15 protein-coding genes are annotated in these 17,264 nt (G+C 51.9%); 13 read left to right on the top strand and 2 right to left on the bottom strand.

From position 1 onward, the window contains the following. Window positions 1-39: 39 nt before the first annotated feature. Window positions 40-429, bottom strand: a complete 390-nt coding sequence (locus tag ACNQKP_RS08235; protein ID WP_417864051.1) for a hypothetical protein — start codon at window positions 427-429, stop codon at window positions 40-42. A 184-nt stretch (window positions 430-613) separates the two neighbouring features. Between ACNQKP_RS08235 and ACNQKP_RS08240 the strand changes: the two genes are divergently transcribed. Continuing rightward, the gene (locus tag ACNQKP_RS08240; protein ID WP_417864053.1) at window positions 614-1,294 is read left to right on the top strand and encodes a L,D-transpeptidase; all 681 of its coding nucleotides are present in this window, start codon (window positions 614-616) and stop codon (window positions 1,292-1,294) included. Between the two features lie 32 nt (window positions 1,295-1,326). Here ACNQKP_RS08240 and ACNQKP_RS08245 read toward each other — a convergent pair whose 3' ends face one another. Then, complete coding sequence (locus tag ACNQKP_RS08245; protein WP_417864055.1) at window positions 1,327-2,295, bottom strand: hypothetical protein; 969 nt, start codon at window positions 2,293-2,295, stop codon at window positions 1,327-1,329. Between the two features lie 167 nt (window positions 2,296-2,462). Here ACNQKP_RS08245 and ACNQKP_RS08250 point away from each other — a divergent pair, with 167 nt between their 5' ends. The 12 genes from ACNQKP_RS08250 (at window position 2,463) to ACNQKP_RS08305 (ending at window position 17,100) form a co-directional block, all read left to right on the top strand. Further along, a complete protein-coding gene (locus ACNQKP_RS08250) occupies window positions 2,463-2,825 on the top strand; it encodes a hypothetical protein (RefSeq protein ID WP_417864057.1) in 363 nt (120 codons plus the stop codon). 3 nt (window positions 2,826-2,828) lie between these two features. Continuing rightward, a complete protein-coding gene (locus ACNQKP_RS08255; RefSeq protein ID WP_417864058.1) occupies window positions 2,829-4,289 on the top strand; it encodes a hypothetical protein in 1,461 nt (486 codons plus the stop codon). Window positions 4,290-4,595: 306 nt separating this feature from the next. Beyond that, complete coding sequence (gene purF / locus ACNQKP_RS08260; protein WP_417864059.1) at window positions 4,596-6,035, top strand: amidophosphoribosyltransferase; 1,440 nt, start codon at window positions 4,596-4,598, stop codon at window positions 6,033-6,035. After that, window positions 6,032-6,745: an AIR carboxylase family protein gene (locus ACNQKP_RS08265; RefSeq protein WP_417864060.1), complete on the top strand. Its 714-nt coding sequence runs from the start codon at window positions 6,032-6,034 to the stop codon at window positions 6,743-6,745. The genes purF and ACNQKP_RS08265 overlap by 4 nt, the downstream gene beginning before the upstream one ends. Beyond that, window positions 6,742-7,776: a phosphoribosylaminoimidazolesuccinocarboxamide synthase gene (locus tag ACNQKP_RS08270; protein WP_417864061.1), complete on the top strand. Its 1,035-nt coding sequence runs from the start codon at window positions 6,742-6,744 to the stop codon at window positions 7,774-7,776. Before ACNQKP_RS08265 ends, ACNQKP_RS08270 begins: the two co-directional genes overlap by 4 nt. Then, window positions 7,773-9,011 (top strand): phosphoribosylamine--glycine ligase, encoded by a 1,239-nt coding sequence (purD, locus tag ACNQKP_RS08275; RefSeq protein WP_417864063.1) that lies wholly within the window; start codon window positions 7,773-7,775, stop codon window positions 9,009-9,011. The genes ACNQKP_RS08270 and purD overlap by 4 nt, the downstream gene beginning before the upstream one ends. Beyond that, window positions 9,008-9,619, top strand: coding sequence for a phosphoribosylglycinamide formyltransferase (gene purN, locus ACNQKP_RS08280; protein WP_417864065.1), 612 nt, complete (start codon window positions 9,008-9,010; stop codon window positions 9,617-9,619). Before purD ends, purN begins: the two co-directional genes overlap by 4 nt. Before the next feature lie 2 nt (window positions 9,620-9,621). After that, on the top strand, window positions 9,622-12,651 hold the full coding sequence (locus ACNQKP_RS08285; protein WP_417864067.1) for a phosphoribosylformylglycinamidine synthase subunit PurL: 3,030 nt from the start codon (window positions 9,622-9,624) through the stop codon (window positions 12,649-12,651). Then, window positions 12,635-13,381 (top strand): phosphoribosylformylglycinamidine synthase subunit PurQ, encoded by a 747-nt coding sequence (locus ACNQKP_RS08290; protein WP_417864069.1) that lies wholly within the window; start codon window positions 12,635-12,637, stop codon window positions 13,379-13,381. Before ACNQKP_RS08285 ends, ACNQKP_RS08290 begins: the two co-directional genes overlap by 17 nt. Next, the gene (purH, locus tag ACNQKP_RS08295) at window positions 13,378-14,901 is read left to right on the top strand and encodes a bifunctional phosphoribosylaminoimidazolecarboxamide formyltransferase/IMP cyclohydrolase (RefSeq protein ID WP_417864071.1); all 1,524 of its coding nucleotides are present in this window, start codon (window positions 13,378-13,380) and stop codon (window positions 14,899-14,901) included. Before ACNQKP_RS08290 ends, purH begins: the two co-directional genes overlap by 4 nt. Before the next feature lie 11 nt (window positions 14,902-14,912). Then, window positions 14,913-15,914: a phosphoribosylformylglycinamidine cyclo-ligase gene (purM, locus tag ACNQKP_RS08300; RefSeq protein WP_417864073.1), complete on the top strand. Its 1,002-nt coding sequence runs from the start codon at window positions 14,913-14,915 to the stop codon at window positions 15,912-15,914. 172 nt (window positions 15,915-16,086) lie between these two features. Continuing rightward, window positions 16,087-17,100, top strand: coding sequence for a hypothetical protein (locus tag ACNQKP_RS08305; RefSeq protein ID WP_011165373.1), 1,014 nt, complete (start codon window positions 16,087-16,089; stop codon window positions 17,098-17,100). Window positions 17,101-17,264 lie beyond the last annotated feature (164 nt).

Raw genomic sequence — 17,264 nt, forward strand, 5'->3', positions numbered from 1 at the left:
GGCGGGCATGGATAAAGCAAACAGTTCCGTCCCATCAGACTAGCGAACACAGCGAACGACGGCGGCGTTGCCATATCCACCATAACCCCAGGAGCCATCCAAGAGACTCATGATGATATACGTGTCGAGTTCCTGAGTGAAAGGTGTGCGAGACCAGTTGTAGTTCTGAGAGGTTGAAAGCCCCACAAAGTGACTGAGCTCTTCAGCAGTGGGAAGCCACCAACCGGCATACTGGTCACCTCCGCAGGCGCCGCCGTCGGATTTTAGATCACATACTGAAATCAGCGTGCGGCAGTAGTTCATTCCCTGAGCAATCGTCATTGGATCCGGAGTTTCTGGGGAGGCCATGGAAGGTTCAGCTTTGGCACCCATAACAAAAAGCAAAACCGTCAATAAAGCACAGGACGCGATGAAAAGGGTATTTTTCATGGGGACCTCCACTAGCATCTACGTTGAACGCAAATTCATTCAAAGGGAATTTTCTTTCGCAATAACTTTCAATCGACAGTGCAGCATTCTGACGATTGAAAGTCCTGTGTCAGAAAGCTCCATATCACGTTGGGAAATTTCACTCTGTTCTGGGATAACATAAGTGGTAACCCTGGGAGGTCTTATGAAATCCTTCATTCTTTTCCTCGTGTTTGCTCTGTCTGTGAATGCGCTGGCTGAAGCCGAGCCGATGGATGATCTGATGACGCCGGATGAAATCGCTGCTGAAGCGGGGTTCCCACGCACGGAAATGACCACCGAAGCTTTAAGTCTGCGGGATTTTGATTCTATCGAGTCCCTGAACGTGACCCGGGAGTTTCCGATAGTTCTGATCGCCAACAAAAATGCCTATGGTTATGAGGCGCAGACGATGCGTGTGATTCAGAACGGGGTGCACACTCACACGTGGAAGATTTCAACGGGGAGGGAGCAGTGGGAGACTTCCAAAAGCGGGCGGCAATACTTCACCACGACGCCCCCGGGATGGTTCTATCCTTACTCGATTGTGCGCAATCACTACTCTCAAACTTGGCAAACCAATATGGAATTCAGTGTCTTCTTTAACGGTGGGGTTGCCCTGCATGCCGCAAATTCCGCGCACAATTATCAACTGGGCCGCCGCGCTTCCGGCGGATGTGTCCGCCTGCATCGCGATAATGCAAAATATATCTACGAGCGGATCGTGCAGGAAGGAAAAGGTCTGGTTCCCGTTATTCGACCCAACGGATCGGTGGCCCGGGACTGGCGGGGCAATGTGATCCGGGCGGTGAAATATCGCACACTGATTGTCGTGGAAGGGTATTGAAATGAAAAAGCCCTCATTGAGAGGGCTTTTTTCTATCTGATATAGAATTTTCTGAATGTTTCCTGAGCGGAGGAGGTGCTGCTGGCTCCCCCGGCGTCGCGATGAATCTGCTTGAAGAATTCCTTCGCCTCTTCAAAGTTTTTGCTAAGCGCGGCTCCTTCCAAAACAAGGTTCAGGTTGCTCAGAGCATCTGAGGCGCTGTTTTCCATGGAAATAAATTCCTGAAGTGTCTTACGGGCGGAAGGGTAACTGATTCGAGCGGCCTTGGCCAGGCGTTGAACCTCGTTAAATGCCGACTGCGCATCTGCCGTTGCGCTGGAGCCACCCAGAGCTTTCAACAAAACCAAAAATTCATTGGCAGCGGCTTCGATTCCCAATTGGCGGGCCATTTCCGATCTTCTAATCAGTTCATAGTTTTTCATGGTGTCCGAGATTCCATTTTCCTCGGCTGCGATTTTTTTGATCGCATTCAGGCTGGAACGCACCGCTGCGGGCGAGGAGTTATCCCGGACTAGGGAGCGGAACAACTCAAGGGCTCCGGCGCTGTTGCTGGAATCGCCATTTAACAGATTGATATAAAGATCCACGCCGTCTTGCAGATTCAAGACCTGTTGGGATTCAATCGCAGACATCGCTGTATCTGCATCAGATCGGGTGTTCTCTGCACTCAGCAGACGTCCATATTGATAGTAACGCTCTTGCGGAGACGCTTTTGCAGCGGACACCGAGCTTGCTGAACTCTTGCTGGTGGAAGTTTTAGAACTGGAAGAACTGGAGGTGGAACTCTTCTTCTTTTCCACTTTTGCTTCAGTTTTAGTTTGCGCCGTTGAGCTTGAGCCCACAGATTCTTTTGGAGGAGGAGGAGGTGTGCTTGGCACACTTGCTTGTTGGCTGTTATCAAGGCTTGGCAAATCGGAAATGATCTCTGCGTGTGAGGCGGAAGCAAGAAGAGTAAAGGCCATTGAAACGGACAGCAGTTGTCCAGCAAAACGTTTGTTCATAAGTGACTCCAAAACGATAGGTTTATGATCGTTTCTCACGTCAGCAATCTCCGGACCCCGGCCAGAAGCAATTTAGCGGGGACTGAGGTGTAAACAAGATGGCCAGGTGACCAAAATAAGGACCATCGTCGGGTGCAAATCGGGGGCTTCCCTAATAAACTGAGAGAATGAGATATTTCCTGTTCGTTTTCTTTATGTCCGCTTCCTGTTTCGCGAACGAAGTAATACTGGATCGCACCAATAAAATGGGCGTTCGTAAGATTGATATTTTGAAACGGGACAAAGGCACTTACACCTTTGACGGCAAGGCGTTGGGAAAGACACTTCCGCCCAAAGTGGCCGAAGCCTGGAAGCAGGTTGAAAGAGGCCCGGCTTCCGCAGGCAAGCAGCGCTGCCATGCCGGAACTTATATCTACACCAACAGAGTCTCTAAGAAAGAAACCCGCACAGAGGGATGTGCCGAAGGGGCCGCTTACGGTCGCTTCGTGCAGCACATTGAAGATATCCGCACTCATGCGCGAGGAAAATAATTTATGAAGTCCATTTTGTTCGTTGCGATGGCGTTTTCTTCCTTCACGGCTTCTGCACAGGAGGCGGTCAGTCCTCACATGCGGGAGACCATCAACAAGATTTCCCAAATGCGTGAGACCTTGAAAATCTCCGCGGATCGCAGTGGGGCCTGTGAAACACCGCAGTCGCCAACTTGTACATTTGAAGGCTATTGCGGGAAGCTGGCGGGAAAAGCCCAGGATTTTTATCTGTATCAGGACAGCGAAGGCCGTCAGGTTCCCAATATGGCGATGGTGGGCAATCTGAGTTTTGCCGAACATTGTGCGAAAGGCACCTTCCCGCAAAGCGCCGTGCAGGATCCCTTTGTCTATGCCAATCAATTTATGGATGAAGCTGCAGCCGGGGGCAAAGAACAGCTTCAGCGCAATAAAGAACGTCTGAAAAAAGAAACGGCTCGCACTTTGAAGATTGTTGAAGACGCGCGCAATCACGTTGTTAAAGCTTTGGAGGCGCAGAAGACTTCCGCCAACGGCAAGCAGATCGATAATATGATAGCCCGGGTGAAGGCCATCAAATATCGGGCAGCAAAAACTGACGGCCGATATATGGATCTGGTGGCTGACGGGTGTGAATCTCCGAATGCCTACTATTCCTCTGAAGCCAACACGATCACGGTGTGCCCGCAGATGATGAATTTGCCGGAAGCATCGCTGTTTTCAACCCTGGCCCACGAGTTCGGTCATGGGATTGATCCTTGTGCCATGGAAATGGATTTCAGCAAGGAAGGGGCGAAACTGCCGGACTTTATGAGTCTGGTGGTGAAGCCCAATCAACCGACCGTCAATGCGGCAGTCAGAATGGCCCAGAATCCGTTTAAAAACGTAATCAGCTGTCTGCAGTCCCCGCAGTCCATTGAAGTCAGCATTCCCACGAAGGAGGCTTTGCTTCGCGAGATCAATGAATTTGAAGACGGCCTGAAGGCTGAAGTCGGCGACGAAATCGATGAAGAAACCGGCGAAACGAAAGCGACCGATGCCACGGATGCCCGCTTTGAGGATTCTCGTCAGAATATCGAAAAGAACTACGAGCGCTACAAGTATTGCAGTGAAATCACCGGAACAGGTCATATTCAGGAAGCGTTTTCGGACTGGATTTCGACCCAGGCTTTGACGTCAAAGATTTCTGGTATTCAGGATTCTGCCAAAGCTAAGGAATTTGCATTTGGATCACAGACCATGTTCTTTGGGACTGCATGTGCCGAGGTGACCGAGGCGGTCGACAGAAAGATGGATCAATTCGTGGAGTCATGCCCTCAGTTGGAGGAAATCCGCGCGTATATGGAAGATATGAAGCATTCGGAGGGTCATTCCAGTCACCCGGATGCAAATCGTCGTATTACACGTATCTATTACGCCAAGCCCGAGTTGCAAAAAGCTCTGGGCTGCGATGGTGCCAGTAATGATGCTCAAGAGTGTAAGCCTTGATTATGGCAAGATGTGTTGAATTGTCAGGATTCTGTCAGGGGTCTTGACGGAACTCTGTCACGGTCGCTAGCGTAGGTTGCATTCCACCCAATCAGCGTAAAGAGAGACCATGACACATCAAGTGTTTTTGAGACATTCTTCGCCACCTAGGCCCCCATCGAAGGGACCCTCTTCGGGAGAGAAATCCCGTTTGCACACCCTCCGTGTGTCCGCACACCCGAACTGCCAGCAAAAAAAATCAAATATCAATATTAAAGAAAACGGCGTCCCAGTGACGCCGTTTTTGTTTTTTAAAGGGGTCATTCCATGTGTGGCGTTGTAGGACTCATTGGTGAAGATCAGGCCGGCGAAAAACTGTATCCGGCTCTTTTCGCACTTCAGCACCGCGGGCAGGATGCCGCCGGCATTCTGAGTTATGACTTTGAACGCTCCCAGTTTCATCTGGAAAAGGATCTGGGACTGGTGGAAGACGTCTTCACCACCGAACGCCGCAAGCGCCTGAAGGGCACCATGGCCCTGGGGCACACACGTTATTCCACCATCGGCAGCGTCGATAAAGAGGACTTGCAGCCGATCTTCCTCAGTTATCCTTATGGCATCGGCATGATCCATAACGGCAACGTCACGAACTATGATGAAATCGTGGATTATCTGCGCAACCGAAAACTAAGATGGACCTTTTCGCGCAACGATCTGGAAATCCTGATGCACATGGTGGCGGTGGGGCTTTCTTCACGCAAAGACAACCCGGATCTTCCCGCCAGTCTGGCGGAAGCGGTGAAAGAGCTTCTGCAAACAGTTCAAGGCGCCTACAGCTCCATTGGGATGCTGGCTGATCAGGGCATGTTCGCCTTCAGCGATATGAATGGCATTCGGCCTTTGTTGATCGGTCGCCAGAAAAAGGGCGATAAGTACAATTACTGTTTTGCCTCTGAAAAGCAGGTCTTTTTCGGACTGGGTTATGAATACTGGCGCGATCTGCGCCCAGGGGAGCTGGTCTTTGTCGACAAGGATCGCAATCTGCATTCCTTTGTCTTAAGTGAAAAGAAACCGCGCCCGTGCATGTTTGAATGGATTTACTTTGCCGGTTCAGAAACCGAATGGCATGGCCGCCCGGTTTATGAAGTGCGCCTGAAGCTGGGTGAAATCCTGGCGGAAGAGTGCCGCAAAAAAGGCCTGGATATAGATGTTGTGGCCCCGGTGCCCGACACCTCGCGGGCCGCAGCCTGCCGTCTGGCGGAAGTGCTGGAAAAACCTTACCGCGAAGTTCTGATCAAAAACCGCTATGTGCAAAGAAGCTTTATCGTCAATGAACCCGAAGTTCGCAAGATGATGGTGAATCTGAAGCTTTCACCGGTGCAAAGTGAGATCAAAGGTAAAAAAATTCTGCTGGTGGATGACAGTATTGTGCGCGGGACCACTTCCGCGCGCATCATTCGGTTGTTGCGTGATGCCGGGGCGGAGAAGGTCTATCTGGCCAGCACCTGTCCGCCGATCCGTCATCCTTGTTTCTATGGCATTGATTTCCCGGATGGGGAATCACTGGTGGCGCACAAACGCAGTGAAGCTGAAGTGGAAAAGATTCTGGAGGTGGACGGCTTGGTGTTCCTGCCTCTGAATCGACTGCAAGAAGGCCTGGGCCTTAAGAATCTTTGCAGTGCTTGTCTTGATGGTGATTATCCCGTTCCGGTCTCAACTGAAAACTTTTTGAAGACCCGGAACATCAATTTAGGTGGTGAACTATGAAAATTCAGGTTCTTTTTGGCAGTGCGAATGATGAACGTGTGTACGGTCCGTTGTGCCGTTCCCTTGAAAAATGCGGTGACGTGAAAATGGAAGTGGCTTCCGCCCACCGTGATCCCGCCCGAGTCCATGAGATTGTAAAAACCTGCGGTGCGGATGCTTTTGTCGCCGGCGCAGGCTTGGCAGCCCATCTTCCAGGTGTCGTGGCTTCTTTAACGGACAAGCCGGTCTTCGGCGTGGCGGTGAATGGGGCCTTTGCTGGCCTTGATGCCTTTTTGTCGATTGTTCAGATGCCGCGTGGAATTCCCGTGGCAGCCGTGACAGAAGACAATGCCAACACTATCGGAGACTTCATCGTTCGCCTGGCGAAAGTTCCAAAAGACCGCCTGTGTCTGCACTGGAATCGCAGCCTGGAAAGTTATTCACCAATTCAAAAAGCCCTGGATGAAATTCAGACTCAAACCGGTTTGCAGATCGAATGGACGGCGGCTCAGGCCGAAAACTGTCTGGGCGAAATCGTCAGTCCTTGGGAGCTTCCGCACACGCAAGGTTTGAATCTGTTCCTGTGTGAAAAAGAACAGCTGGCCAGCTCCAACCTGGCGTTGGACTTTTATGCCAAGGCCCGCCACGGCGGATTCTGGGTGGGGGCCAACAACGTGGCCAATTTTGTGAATCAATGGAACAAACTGAAAGTTTTAGGGGCAAGCCGATGAATCTGATCTATCGCGGTTCCGTAAAGGACCTTTATCAGAACAACGACAAAATTGTTTTTGAATACAGCAATCGCTATTCCATTTTCGACTGGGGAGAAATGCCCGACGAAATTCCACACAAAGGCGAAGCCCTGGCGGCAATGGCCTCGATGTTCTTTGAACATCTTTCGGCCAAAGGTTTTTCTTCGCACTATCTGTCCGGTCGTTCCCGCACCTCCATTGAAGTGCAACCGGTGAAGGTGCTGCGCCCGGAATGGAAGGGTGAAGCCTATGACTATTCCATGTATGCGTCTCGCCCGACCCAGTGTCTGGTGCCGCTGGAAGTGATCTTCCGCCGTCATCTGGGGCAGGGGAATTCTTTGGAAGGGCGTTTGAAAAAGAATCCTGCGTATCTTGCGGATCTGGAGCTGAGCAAGATGCCAACTTCGGCTGACAGCTTTATGCCAGCCCTGGTGGAGGTTTCAACGAAACTTGAAACCACGGATCGCTATCTGTCCAAGGCCGACGTCGCCGCCATGAATGTAGTGAACGACGCCGAATACGCAGCTTTGCGCAAAAACACGCAGGACGTGGCGGCCGAGCTGGAAAAACTTTTTGCAAGCTTCGGAGTCAAATTGTGGGACGGGAAGCTGGAGTTTGCCTTTACCCATGAAAACAACGGTCAACGGGGACTGGTGCTGGTGGATTCCATCGGACCGGATGAGTTGCGTCTGACTTATGAAGGCCTGCCTCTTTCAAAAGAATTCCTGCGCCAGATCTATACGGGATCCGAATGGAGCGAAGCTGTTAAAAAAGCCAAAGACCTGGCCAAAGAAAGAAAAACTGAAGCCTGGAAGTCGATCTGTGAAAACGAACTGGGTCAGAGGCCCGCAGCGTTGAATGCAGAACAGATTCAGGTCAGTTCATGGCTGTATCTGGCTTTGGCTAACGAGATCGCCAATGTCCTTAACAAACCACGTCCTTTTGACGAAAACATCAACTTGAAATTCTGGCACCAAAAGGCTTTGTCTTTGCTGGAGAAGAAAGCATGAAACTGGTCGTCGTCGGAAAAGGCGGGCGCGAGCACGCCTTGGCGCAAAAACTGAAAAGTTCACTTCTGGTCACAGATCTGTGGGTGGCACCGGGGAACCCCGGAATGCAGCAGGCGGGTTTTTCTTGCGTGAACTGTGAAAGCGCGGAAGCCATTGAAAAGTTCTGTATCGATAACGGAGTTTCACTGGTTGTTGTGGGACCCGAGGCTTTGATTCTGTCCGACTTGAAGCTGCGCCTGCAAAAGCACGGTATTGCCTGCTTTGCCCCCTCTATGGAAGTGGCGCAGTTGGAATCTTCAAAGCTCTTCTGCAAAGGGGTGCTGAAAGACGCGGGCGTCAGAACCGCCGCTTGTCAGGTCAGCTACTCGGAAGACCAGGCTCTGCTGGCGGTGGGGAAGCATGACTTCAAAAGTCCCCTGGTGGTCAAGGCCGATGGCCTGGCTCAAGGCAAGGGCGTGTGGGTTTGCAACACCTGGGACATGGCTGAAGAAGCTGTGCGCACGCTGGGACGTCATTTTGGTTTTCCATTGTTGTTGGAAGAATGTCTGATCGGAAAAGAACTTTCCGCCTTTGCGCTGTGTGATGGCGAGGACTTTGTGATCCTGGGCACGGCTTGTGACTATAAGCGCGTGTCGTCGGATCCCTTCAGCGCCAACACTGGCGGCATGGGTGCCTACAGCCCCTGTGACTTCGTGAACGAAACGGATGAAGCTGAGATCCGCAGTATTTTCTCAAAAACTCTGAAAGCCCTGCGGGACAAGCGTCTGCCCTATCAGGGCTTTTTGTTTGCGGGTTTGATGAAAACAAACGAAGGCATTTACGTTCTGGAATACAACGTGCGCATGGGCGACCCTGAAACGCAGGCGCTGCTGCCTCGTCTGAAAACAGATCTTGCTGGTCTGATCATGAAGGCCGTGACCCATCAATTGAAAAACGAAGTTTGTGAACTGGCCTCCGAGTCGTCCGTTCACGTCGTGGCAACCAGCGAGGGGTATCCGGGGTCTCCGATGAAATTGGGAAATCCCATCACGGCCAAGGTTCTTTCCGCTCCGGATCGTCATCTGTATTTTGCCGGAGTCAGCCGCATCAACGACCAACTGGTCAATGTCGGCGGACGCGTGCTGGGAATCACGGCTCTGGGCTCCACCCGGGAAGAGGCTCGGGAAAAGGTCTATCAAGAAATGCAGGCCGTGAACTTTGACGGCATGTATCTGCGACAGGATATCGGGCTATGAATAAAATCAGGATTGCAATCTTGGCCTCTGGAACCGGCTCCAATGCCGAAGCCCTGATGAAAAAGGCGCAGTCCCTGAATTCTGTCGAAGTCACCTTTGTCCTTTCAGACAAAGCCGGGGCGGGTGTTTTGGAAAAGGCTTTAAATCTTTCTGTGCGCCATTTTGTAGTGGCAAAACAAAGCGACCGCCGCGAACACGAGCAGCGCGTGTTAAACCTGCTGCGTGAATACCGCATCGACTGGGTCTTTCTGGCAGGTTACATGCGCCTGCTAAGTCCTGAGTTTTTGCAGACCTTCAACGGCTGGCATGGTGGGAATTCACAAGTGGTGAATATTCATCCGTCACTGCTGCCGGCGTACCCTGGGGTTGATTCCATCCGTCGCGCTTTTGAAGACGGTGTGGAGGAAAGTGGCGTGACCCTGCATCTGGTGGACGAGGGCATGGACACGGGCCCGCAACTGATGCAGTCGCGATTGCCTTTGGAAGCTGGTGAAAGTCTGGCCGACTGGTCCGTGCGTTTTCATAAGCTGGAACATCAAACTTACACTCAATTTCTGGAACTTGTGGCTTTGGGGCAGATCCCCACAAGCCCTTTTGAGGAGACTTAAAGATGCAAAGAATATCTGTGCGCAGCCGCTATGATCACAGCACTGAAAAAGCTCTTAAATCGGCGTTGTCACTGGAAGCTCCAGTGAACGAACTGCAACTGCGCCGCGTGTACTGGCTGCTTGAAAAGACATCCGGCGCCACCAAAGAGTTCCCTCTTCAAGCCGTAATGGATAAAGTCTTCTTTGATCCCATCTCGGAAGTTCAGCAAACCGGCTTTATGGATTATCAGGACGGTAAAACTTATGTGGAAGTCCGTTTCCTGGCCGGAGTCACCGACAACATGGCCCGCACTGCGACCGAAGCGTTGATGTTGTTTTCTGCGCAACATAATTCTTCCTGGCAGGAGTTCCCTCTGGAAGTCCACAGCGGGTGGGAGATGGAAATCAGCGGGGATATTTCCAAAGAGCAAATCCAAAAGGTTCTGTTCCAGAATCTTGCCAATCCCCTTTTAAACAAACTAGAAATCCAGACGGGCGCAGCCCTAAAACAAGAAAATTCATGGGCAGCCTATCCAAACTTCTGGAAGGCCTCTGAACACACGCCCCAGTTGCAGCTTTTGAATTTGGACGTTGAAACCCTTCAGCGCATCAACAACGAACGTGGACTGGCTCTCAGTGGTGAAGAGATTCAAACCATTCTGACTCATTTCAGTTCCCCGGAAGTCGCTGCCGAGCGAGCTTCTTACGGCTGGCATGGCAAGATCACCGAAGTCGAGCTGGAGTGTCTGGCACAAACCTGGAGTGAGCACTGCAAGCACAAGATTTTTGCTGCTGAAGTGGACTATTCCGAAGCCTCTGGCGACTTCCCGGCCTTGGGTGACAAGAAAGTCACCAGTCTTTATAAAAGCTATATTCAAAAAGCCACCAAAGATCTGGATGACTGTGGTTATCTGGTTTCCGTTTTTAAAGACAATGCAGGCATTGTCGACTTTGATTCAAAATTAAATGTGTGTGTTAAAGTCGAAACACACAACAGCCCGTCGGCGCTGGATCCTTTCGGCGGCGCTTTGACGGGCATCTTAGGTGTGAATCGCGACATTCTGGGGTGCGGCCTGGGCGCAAAGCCCGTCGCGAACACGGATGTGTTCTGTCTTTCCACTCCGAACTTGTTCCCTGCATCTGATTCCCCGCAAAGACCTGAGCTGTTCAAAGATCCCGGTGTGATCTTCCGCGGTGTCCATCAGGGGGTTGAAGAGGGCGGGAATCAAAGCGGCATTCCGACTATCAACGGTGCTTTCTGTTTTGCCAGTGAGTTTGCCGCGAAGCCTTTGATTTTTGTGGGCTCGGTGGGCGTGATGCCCAAAACTGTTCACGGCCGCGCCAGCGAATCCAAAGAAATCCGTCCCGGTGATCTGATTGTGGTGGCCGGTGGCCGTCTTGGAAAAGACGGCGTGCATGGTGCGACGTTCAGTTCGTTGGCGTTGCATGACAATGTGGCTTCCAACGTCGTGCAAATCGGTGACAGCATCACGCAAAAGCGTCTGTTGGATTTCACTCTGAAAGCCCGCGACAACGGCTGGATTCAAGCCATTACGGACAACGGGGCGGGTGGGGTTAGTTCCTCGATCGGGGAAATGGCTCAGTATTCCGGTGGCGCGCGCATGGATCTTGGCCTGCATCCGGTGAAATACTCGGGCCTTGAATATTGGGAAATGCTGGTCAGCGAATCCCAAGAGCGCATGTCTTACGCTGTCAGCCCGAATCATCTGATGGACTTTATGAATCTGGCCCGTCACATGGGTGTTGAAGCGTTTGTTCTGGGTGAATTCACTGATTCGGGATCTTTTGACATCTTCCATGGCAAAGAACCTTTGGCCAAACTTAAGTTGGAATTCCTGCATGAAGGTCTCAGCCGCATGAAGCTGAAAGCCCACTTCGACGGACCGAAACAATATCAGGAATACTTCCGCGCCGAAGGCAAAGCACCTCTGACAGGCAACGACCTGGCCGCGGCACTGAAAAAAGTTCTGGCCAATCCCAACGTGGCTTCGCGCGAACCTTTAGTTCGGTACTATGACCACGAAGTGCAAGGAGCCACCCGCGTAAAACCTTATGGTGGCAAAACCCAATCCGGAGCCAACGATGCCGGTGTGCTGGATTTGTCGGTCCACGGAGGGGATGACAACAACGCCGTGGCCGTTTCAAACGGACTGTGCCCGCAGTTTTCCTGGTACGACACTTATTTGATGGCACAAAAAGCGGTGGACGAATCCGTGCGCAATCTGGTGGCGACCGGAGCGGACCCGGCGAAGATGGCCTTGGTCGACAATTTCTGCTGGCCGGACCCGACTCCAAAAGCAAGCAATCCCGATGCGGCCCACAAGATGGCGCAGCTGGTGCGTGCGTGTGCGGGGCTTTACGATGCGGCTCTGGCTTACCGCGCTCCGTTTGTCAGTGGTAAAGACAGTATGAAAAACGACTTTATCGGAAAAACCAAGGGCGGGGACACCGTGAAGATTTCCGTACCGCCGACCTTGCTGGTAACCGCGATGGCCCAGGTGCCGGATGCGACGAAAACAGCACCCGGATTCTTCCAGAATGCCAGGGATCTGATTTATCTTTTGGGCACGCCGACACAAAGTCTTTATGCTTCAGTTCTTTCCCAGGAGTTCACCGTGCCGGAATCAGCACCCGAATATCCGAATCTGGCCCGCAACAAGGATCTTTATTTCCGTATCTTTGCGGCCCATCAGAAAACACTTTTGCAGTCCTGCCATGACATTTCCGAGGGCGGTCTGATGACCGCTTTGGCGGAAAGCGGCTTTGGCAACAATCTGGGAATGAAGCTGAATCTGGAATCATTCACTTGGAATGAACTGTGGTCTGAAACGGGTTCCTTGTTTGTGGTCAGTGTGAAGCCTGCTGATAAGGCTCAGTTTGAAGAACTTTTCACCCATCAGCAAAGACTGCTGGGGGAAGTTCAGGAAAATCCTGTGATGAGCTGGCAGCATCAGGGAGCCACTCAAAACACCGCTTTGTCCGAATTGCAAAAAATCTGGTCTGAAGGAGTTCTGAATGTCTATCAAGCCTAAGTTTCTGGTTTTGTGGGGTGATGGAATCAACTGTGAAAATGAAACAGCCCGAGCCGTATCTTTGGCCGGTGGTGAAGCGGACAAAGTCCACGTCAATGACCTGCTGGCGAACCCAGGGCGCTTGAATGAATACCAGGCCCTGGTGATCCCGGGTGGCTTTTCCTTTGGCGATCACCTGGGCAGCGGGCAAGTGCTGGCTTTGAAGCTTGAAATGAATCTGAAAAACGAATTGCAGCAGTTCGTGAAAACCCGCCCGGTGCTGGGCATCTGCAATGGCTTTCAGACACTGATCAAGCTGGGTCTGTTGCCGGATGCTGACTTTCAGCGCAGCTGTGCTCTGGTGAAAAACGAGCAGGGTCATTTCATTGACCGCTGGATTGAAGTGGAAAGAAACGAAAAGTCCCCTTGCATCTGGACCCGCGATCTTCCCGCCAGATTCGCTCTGCCGATTCGTCATGGCGAAGGGCGCTTTGTCTGTCGCGATGAAAGCCTGTTGCAGCGTCTGCTGACCCAGAATCAGGCAGTGCTTCGTTACACTGAAGATGTCAATGGCGCTCAGGCGCAGATCGCCGGTGTCTGTGATCCGTCGGGTTTGGTTTTTGCCCTGATGCCTCACCCTGAGGCGGCCGTGCATGATTGGCACCTGCCTTACGAAGGCGAAGCCTGGGGTTTGGAATTTTTTAAAAGTGCTGTGAGTTATTTGAATCAGGAAAAGGGAGTGACGGTATGAATCCAATCCGCAGAGCTCTGTTGAGCGTCTCTGATAAAACCGGTTTGCTGGAGCTTGCAGAAAATCTGGCAGCTCAGAATGTCGAGCTGATTGCCAGCGGCGGCACCGCCAAGGCTTTGACTGAGGCCGGATTGAAAGTCACCGCGGTGGAAACTTTGAGTGGCAAAGGCGAAGCCTTCAACGGCCGCATGAAAACCATCAGCTTTGAAATTGCCTCAAGTCTTCTGTTCCGTCGTCAGGACGAAAATGACGTGCGCCAGGCCGCCGAGCTGGGGATTGAACCCATTGATCTGGTGGTGGTGAATCTGTATCCCTTCCACGCGACTCTGCAAAAGCGGGCGGGGTTTGAGGAGTGCATCGAAAACATCGACATTGGGGGCCCGACATTGCTGCGTGCCGGGGCGAAGAACTTTCATTCGGTCACAGTTTTGTGTGAGCCGTCCCAGTACAGTGAATTCTTAAAAGAATTCAACGGCAACAATGGATCCACCACTTGGGAATTCCGTCAAAAATGTGCCGCTGCCGTTTACACCATGACCGCTTTTTATGACATGGCCATCGCCGGATTCTTGACGCAAAAATCCGGGGCGGCTCTAAGATACGGCGAAAACCCGCATCAAAAAGCCGTGGTGCTGAAAGACCCGTTTGCTGACGGTCTGGCCCACGCCAAATCCCTGCAAGGCAAAGAGATGTCCTACAATAACTATCTGGACGCCGACTTCGCTTTAAAGACCTTGCAGGATGTGCATTCCTGGCAGGGTGAAAAAGCCCTGCCAGCCGCGGTGGTTGTGAAACATAACACGCCTTGCGGAATGGCTGTGGCCGAAACTCCGTTGCGGGCTTTGGAAAAAGCCTGGAAAGGGGACGAGAAAAGTTCCTTTGGTGGGATCATCGCCCTGAACGTTCCGGTAACCGAAGACATTGCCGCGTTCTTTGCTGAAAAGTTTGTCGAAGTGATTCTGGCGCCGTCTTTCACTGAAGGCGCTCGGGAAAAGCTGAAAAAGAACTGCCGCGTGATGGAGGTTTCGTTAAAACCAAATCCCTCCATGCAGGTGCGTTCCATCGAGGGCGGACTGCTGCTGCAGGATGCTGACGGCTTTGATTTAAGCCAGATGAAAACCGTCACGAAAAAACAAGTCAGCCCGGACCAGCAGCGTCTGGCGGCTTTTGCGATGCTGGCGGTGAAGAACCTGAAAAGCAACGCCATCGCCCTTTGCCGTCAGGACGGGCCCGAGTTTGAGCTTCTGACCATGGGTTCAGGACAGACCAACCGCATCGACTGCATCGAAAAACTGATCACTTCGCGCCTGGCAGACAAGGGCATCACCGATCTTACCGGCGTGGTACTGGCTTCAGACGCGTTCTTCCCGTTTGCTGATTCCGTTCAGGTCTCTGCAAAACTGGGAGTTCAAACCATCATTCAACCCGGCGGATCGGTGAAAGATCCGGAAGTGATCGCTGAAGCTGATCGCCTGGGTGTATCCATGATCTTTACCGGCCGCCGCCACTTTTTACACTAGGAGATTGAGCTATGACGACGCAATTGATGGACTACAAAGATGCTGGAGTTGACATCACCAAGGCCGATGCTTTCGTTGAAAGAATCAAAAACCTGGTGCCGACCACATTCAATGACCAGGTTCTTCAGGGCATTGGCGGCTTTGCGGCTGTCTACAAGCTGACCGAAGAAAAGTACCTGGCTTCCTGCACTGACGGAGTGGGTACGAAGCTGAAACTGGCGCAAACCCTGAACAAACACCACGGCATCGGAATCGATCTGGTGGCGATGTGTGTGAATGATCTTCTGTGTGTCGGTGCAAAGCCGCTGTTCTTTTTGGATTACATGGCCTTTGGAAAGCTCGACACCCAAGTCAGTGAAGAGCTGATTGCCGGAATGGTCGACGGCTGCCGTCAGTCCGGCATGGCCTTGATCGGTGGTGAAACGGCCGAAATGCCCGGCGTGTATCAGGGGAATGAATATGACCTGGCCGGCTTCAGCGTGGGCGAGATGTCACCGGCGGATCTGTACGATGAAAAAGACATGAACGAAGGTGATGTGCTGATCGGGATTGCGTCGTCAGGATTTCATTCCAATGGTTATTCTTTGCTCAGAAAACTGGTGCAGGAAGATGAAACCGAGCTGATGCAGGAACTGCTGACGCCCACACGTATTTATGTGAAGCTGGTCAATGAGCTTCGCCGTCAGTTCCCGATGGCGATGGTGGGGGCTTCCCATATCACCGGCGGGGGCATTCACAATATCCCGCGTATGAGTGAAAAGTTTGATTATGATATTTCCGGCTGGCCGGCATTGAATGAAATGGCTTCGGTCTTTGGCAAAATCATTCCGCGCGCAGGTCTTTCGGGTGAAGAGCTCTATCGCACCTTCAACATGGGGGTGGGGCTGGTTCTGTTGATTAAGAAAGGGCAGGCGGATGCCGTACAAACATGGTTGGCCTCCCAAGGCGAGAAGCACTGGCGCTTAGGCTCCATACAAAAAGGCTCCGGCCAAATCGCCCCCGCGCGTCACTAGGGATTTGCTGTCTCTGCCTTGCCTATATTGGCAGAGACAGCTTTTCCGTCTGCAGAGCCCCTGTCTAAATCCTGATCACTGGGACCATTCTTTCATATCCTATTTTTAATATGGACTCACATTCTGGGAGTGGGCTATACCAGTCGCCTGTTCATTACAAACGGAGTTTAAAATGATGAATAAGAATGCTTACTTGGTATTGGCGGCAACAGGGTTGTTGATGGCCCCTGTTTCTGGTTTCGCACAAACTTCCACCACGTCTGTGAATACAAATTCCAGCACAGTGAAAATGGAAGACCTTAAAAAGGCTGACGAAAAAGAAAAGGACATCGACAGTGAAATCACTGACGCCCGCATGAGAGCTCAATTGGGTTCCAAATCCAAATGGTCTTTCAAATCCAGCCTGGCGTACTCTGGTGGTTCTGTTGAAGAGCCTCTAAGTGGTGTTCGTCCAAACTACCGTGCTTCCGCAACTATCGAAGCCATGACAACTCTGTCTGGTGATGTTGGTGTCAACTACCGTTTGGGTGAGCGTGACAATATCAGCTTCGGTACGGGCGTGACCGTGGTGGATCCTCTTCACGGTGATATCGTGAAGCCTGCCGAAGACACTCGTAAAGGCCGTAAAGGCACTTTGGCTCGTTATGAAGTTTCCACTCCTTACCTGAGCTGGAGCCGTGGTTACCGCGCGTTCGACACTCAGATGATCTCCAGCATGCAGTACAGCCATGCGACAGACAGTGATTCTATCAACCTGACCAAAACATTTGGTGCAGCAAGCTTCAGCCAGACAGTTCTGGCGAACTTCGGTCAATCCAAGTGGAATGGTGGAACAAGCTTTACTTTGGGTAAGAGCTTCTACACTGGGGACCTGGATGATCCGAACATGGTTGCGGCAGCCAAAGCGGGTAAATACAAACGCTCTGACATGAGCTTCGGTTTGTTCCCGTTCCTTCAGTACACTTTCAACGACCGTTATTCCTTCAGAACTGTGTTTGGTTACTTCCAGTTCGCACGCTACGAAGGTTATGCTGACAACTTCCAGTTGGAGCCATATCAGTCTGTTGGTACCGGTATCTCTATCACTCGTGATATCTACCTGTATCCAAACGTACAGTTCACACCAAAAGACATCCGCGCAGACCGCACAAACGTAGCATTGTCTGCCAACCTGAACTTGTTCTAGTTCCGGTCGGTGAAAAGGGGGCATCTGACTGCGTTGTCGGTGCCCGTCCTCTCTCCGACGTGCTTGGAGCACGCCTGCGTTGCGGGCGGTCGCCTCCGCCTTGCATCTGCCCCCTTTTGACCAACCTTGGTTCCCGGTTTTTGGGGGCGGGGAACGGGGAACGG

This window comes from Bdellovibrio bacteriovorus (assembly GCF_048286975.1).
Taxonomy (GTDB): domain Bacteria; phylum Bdellovibrionota; class Bdellovibrionia; order Bdellovibrionales; family Bdellovibrionaceae; genus Bdellovibrio; species Bdellovibrio bacteriovorus_H.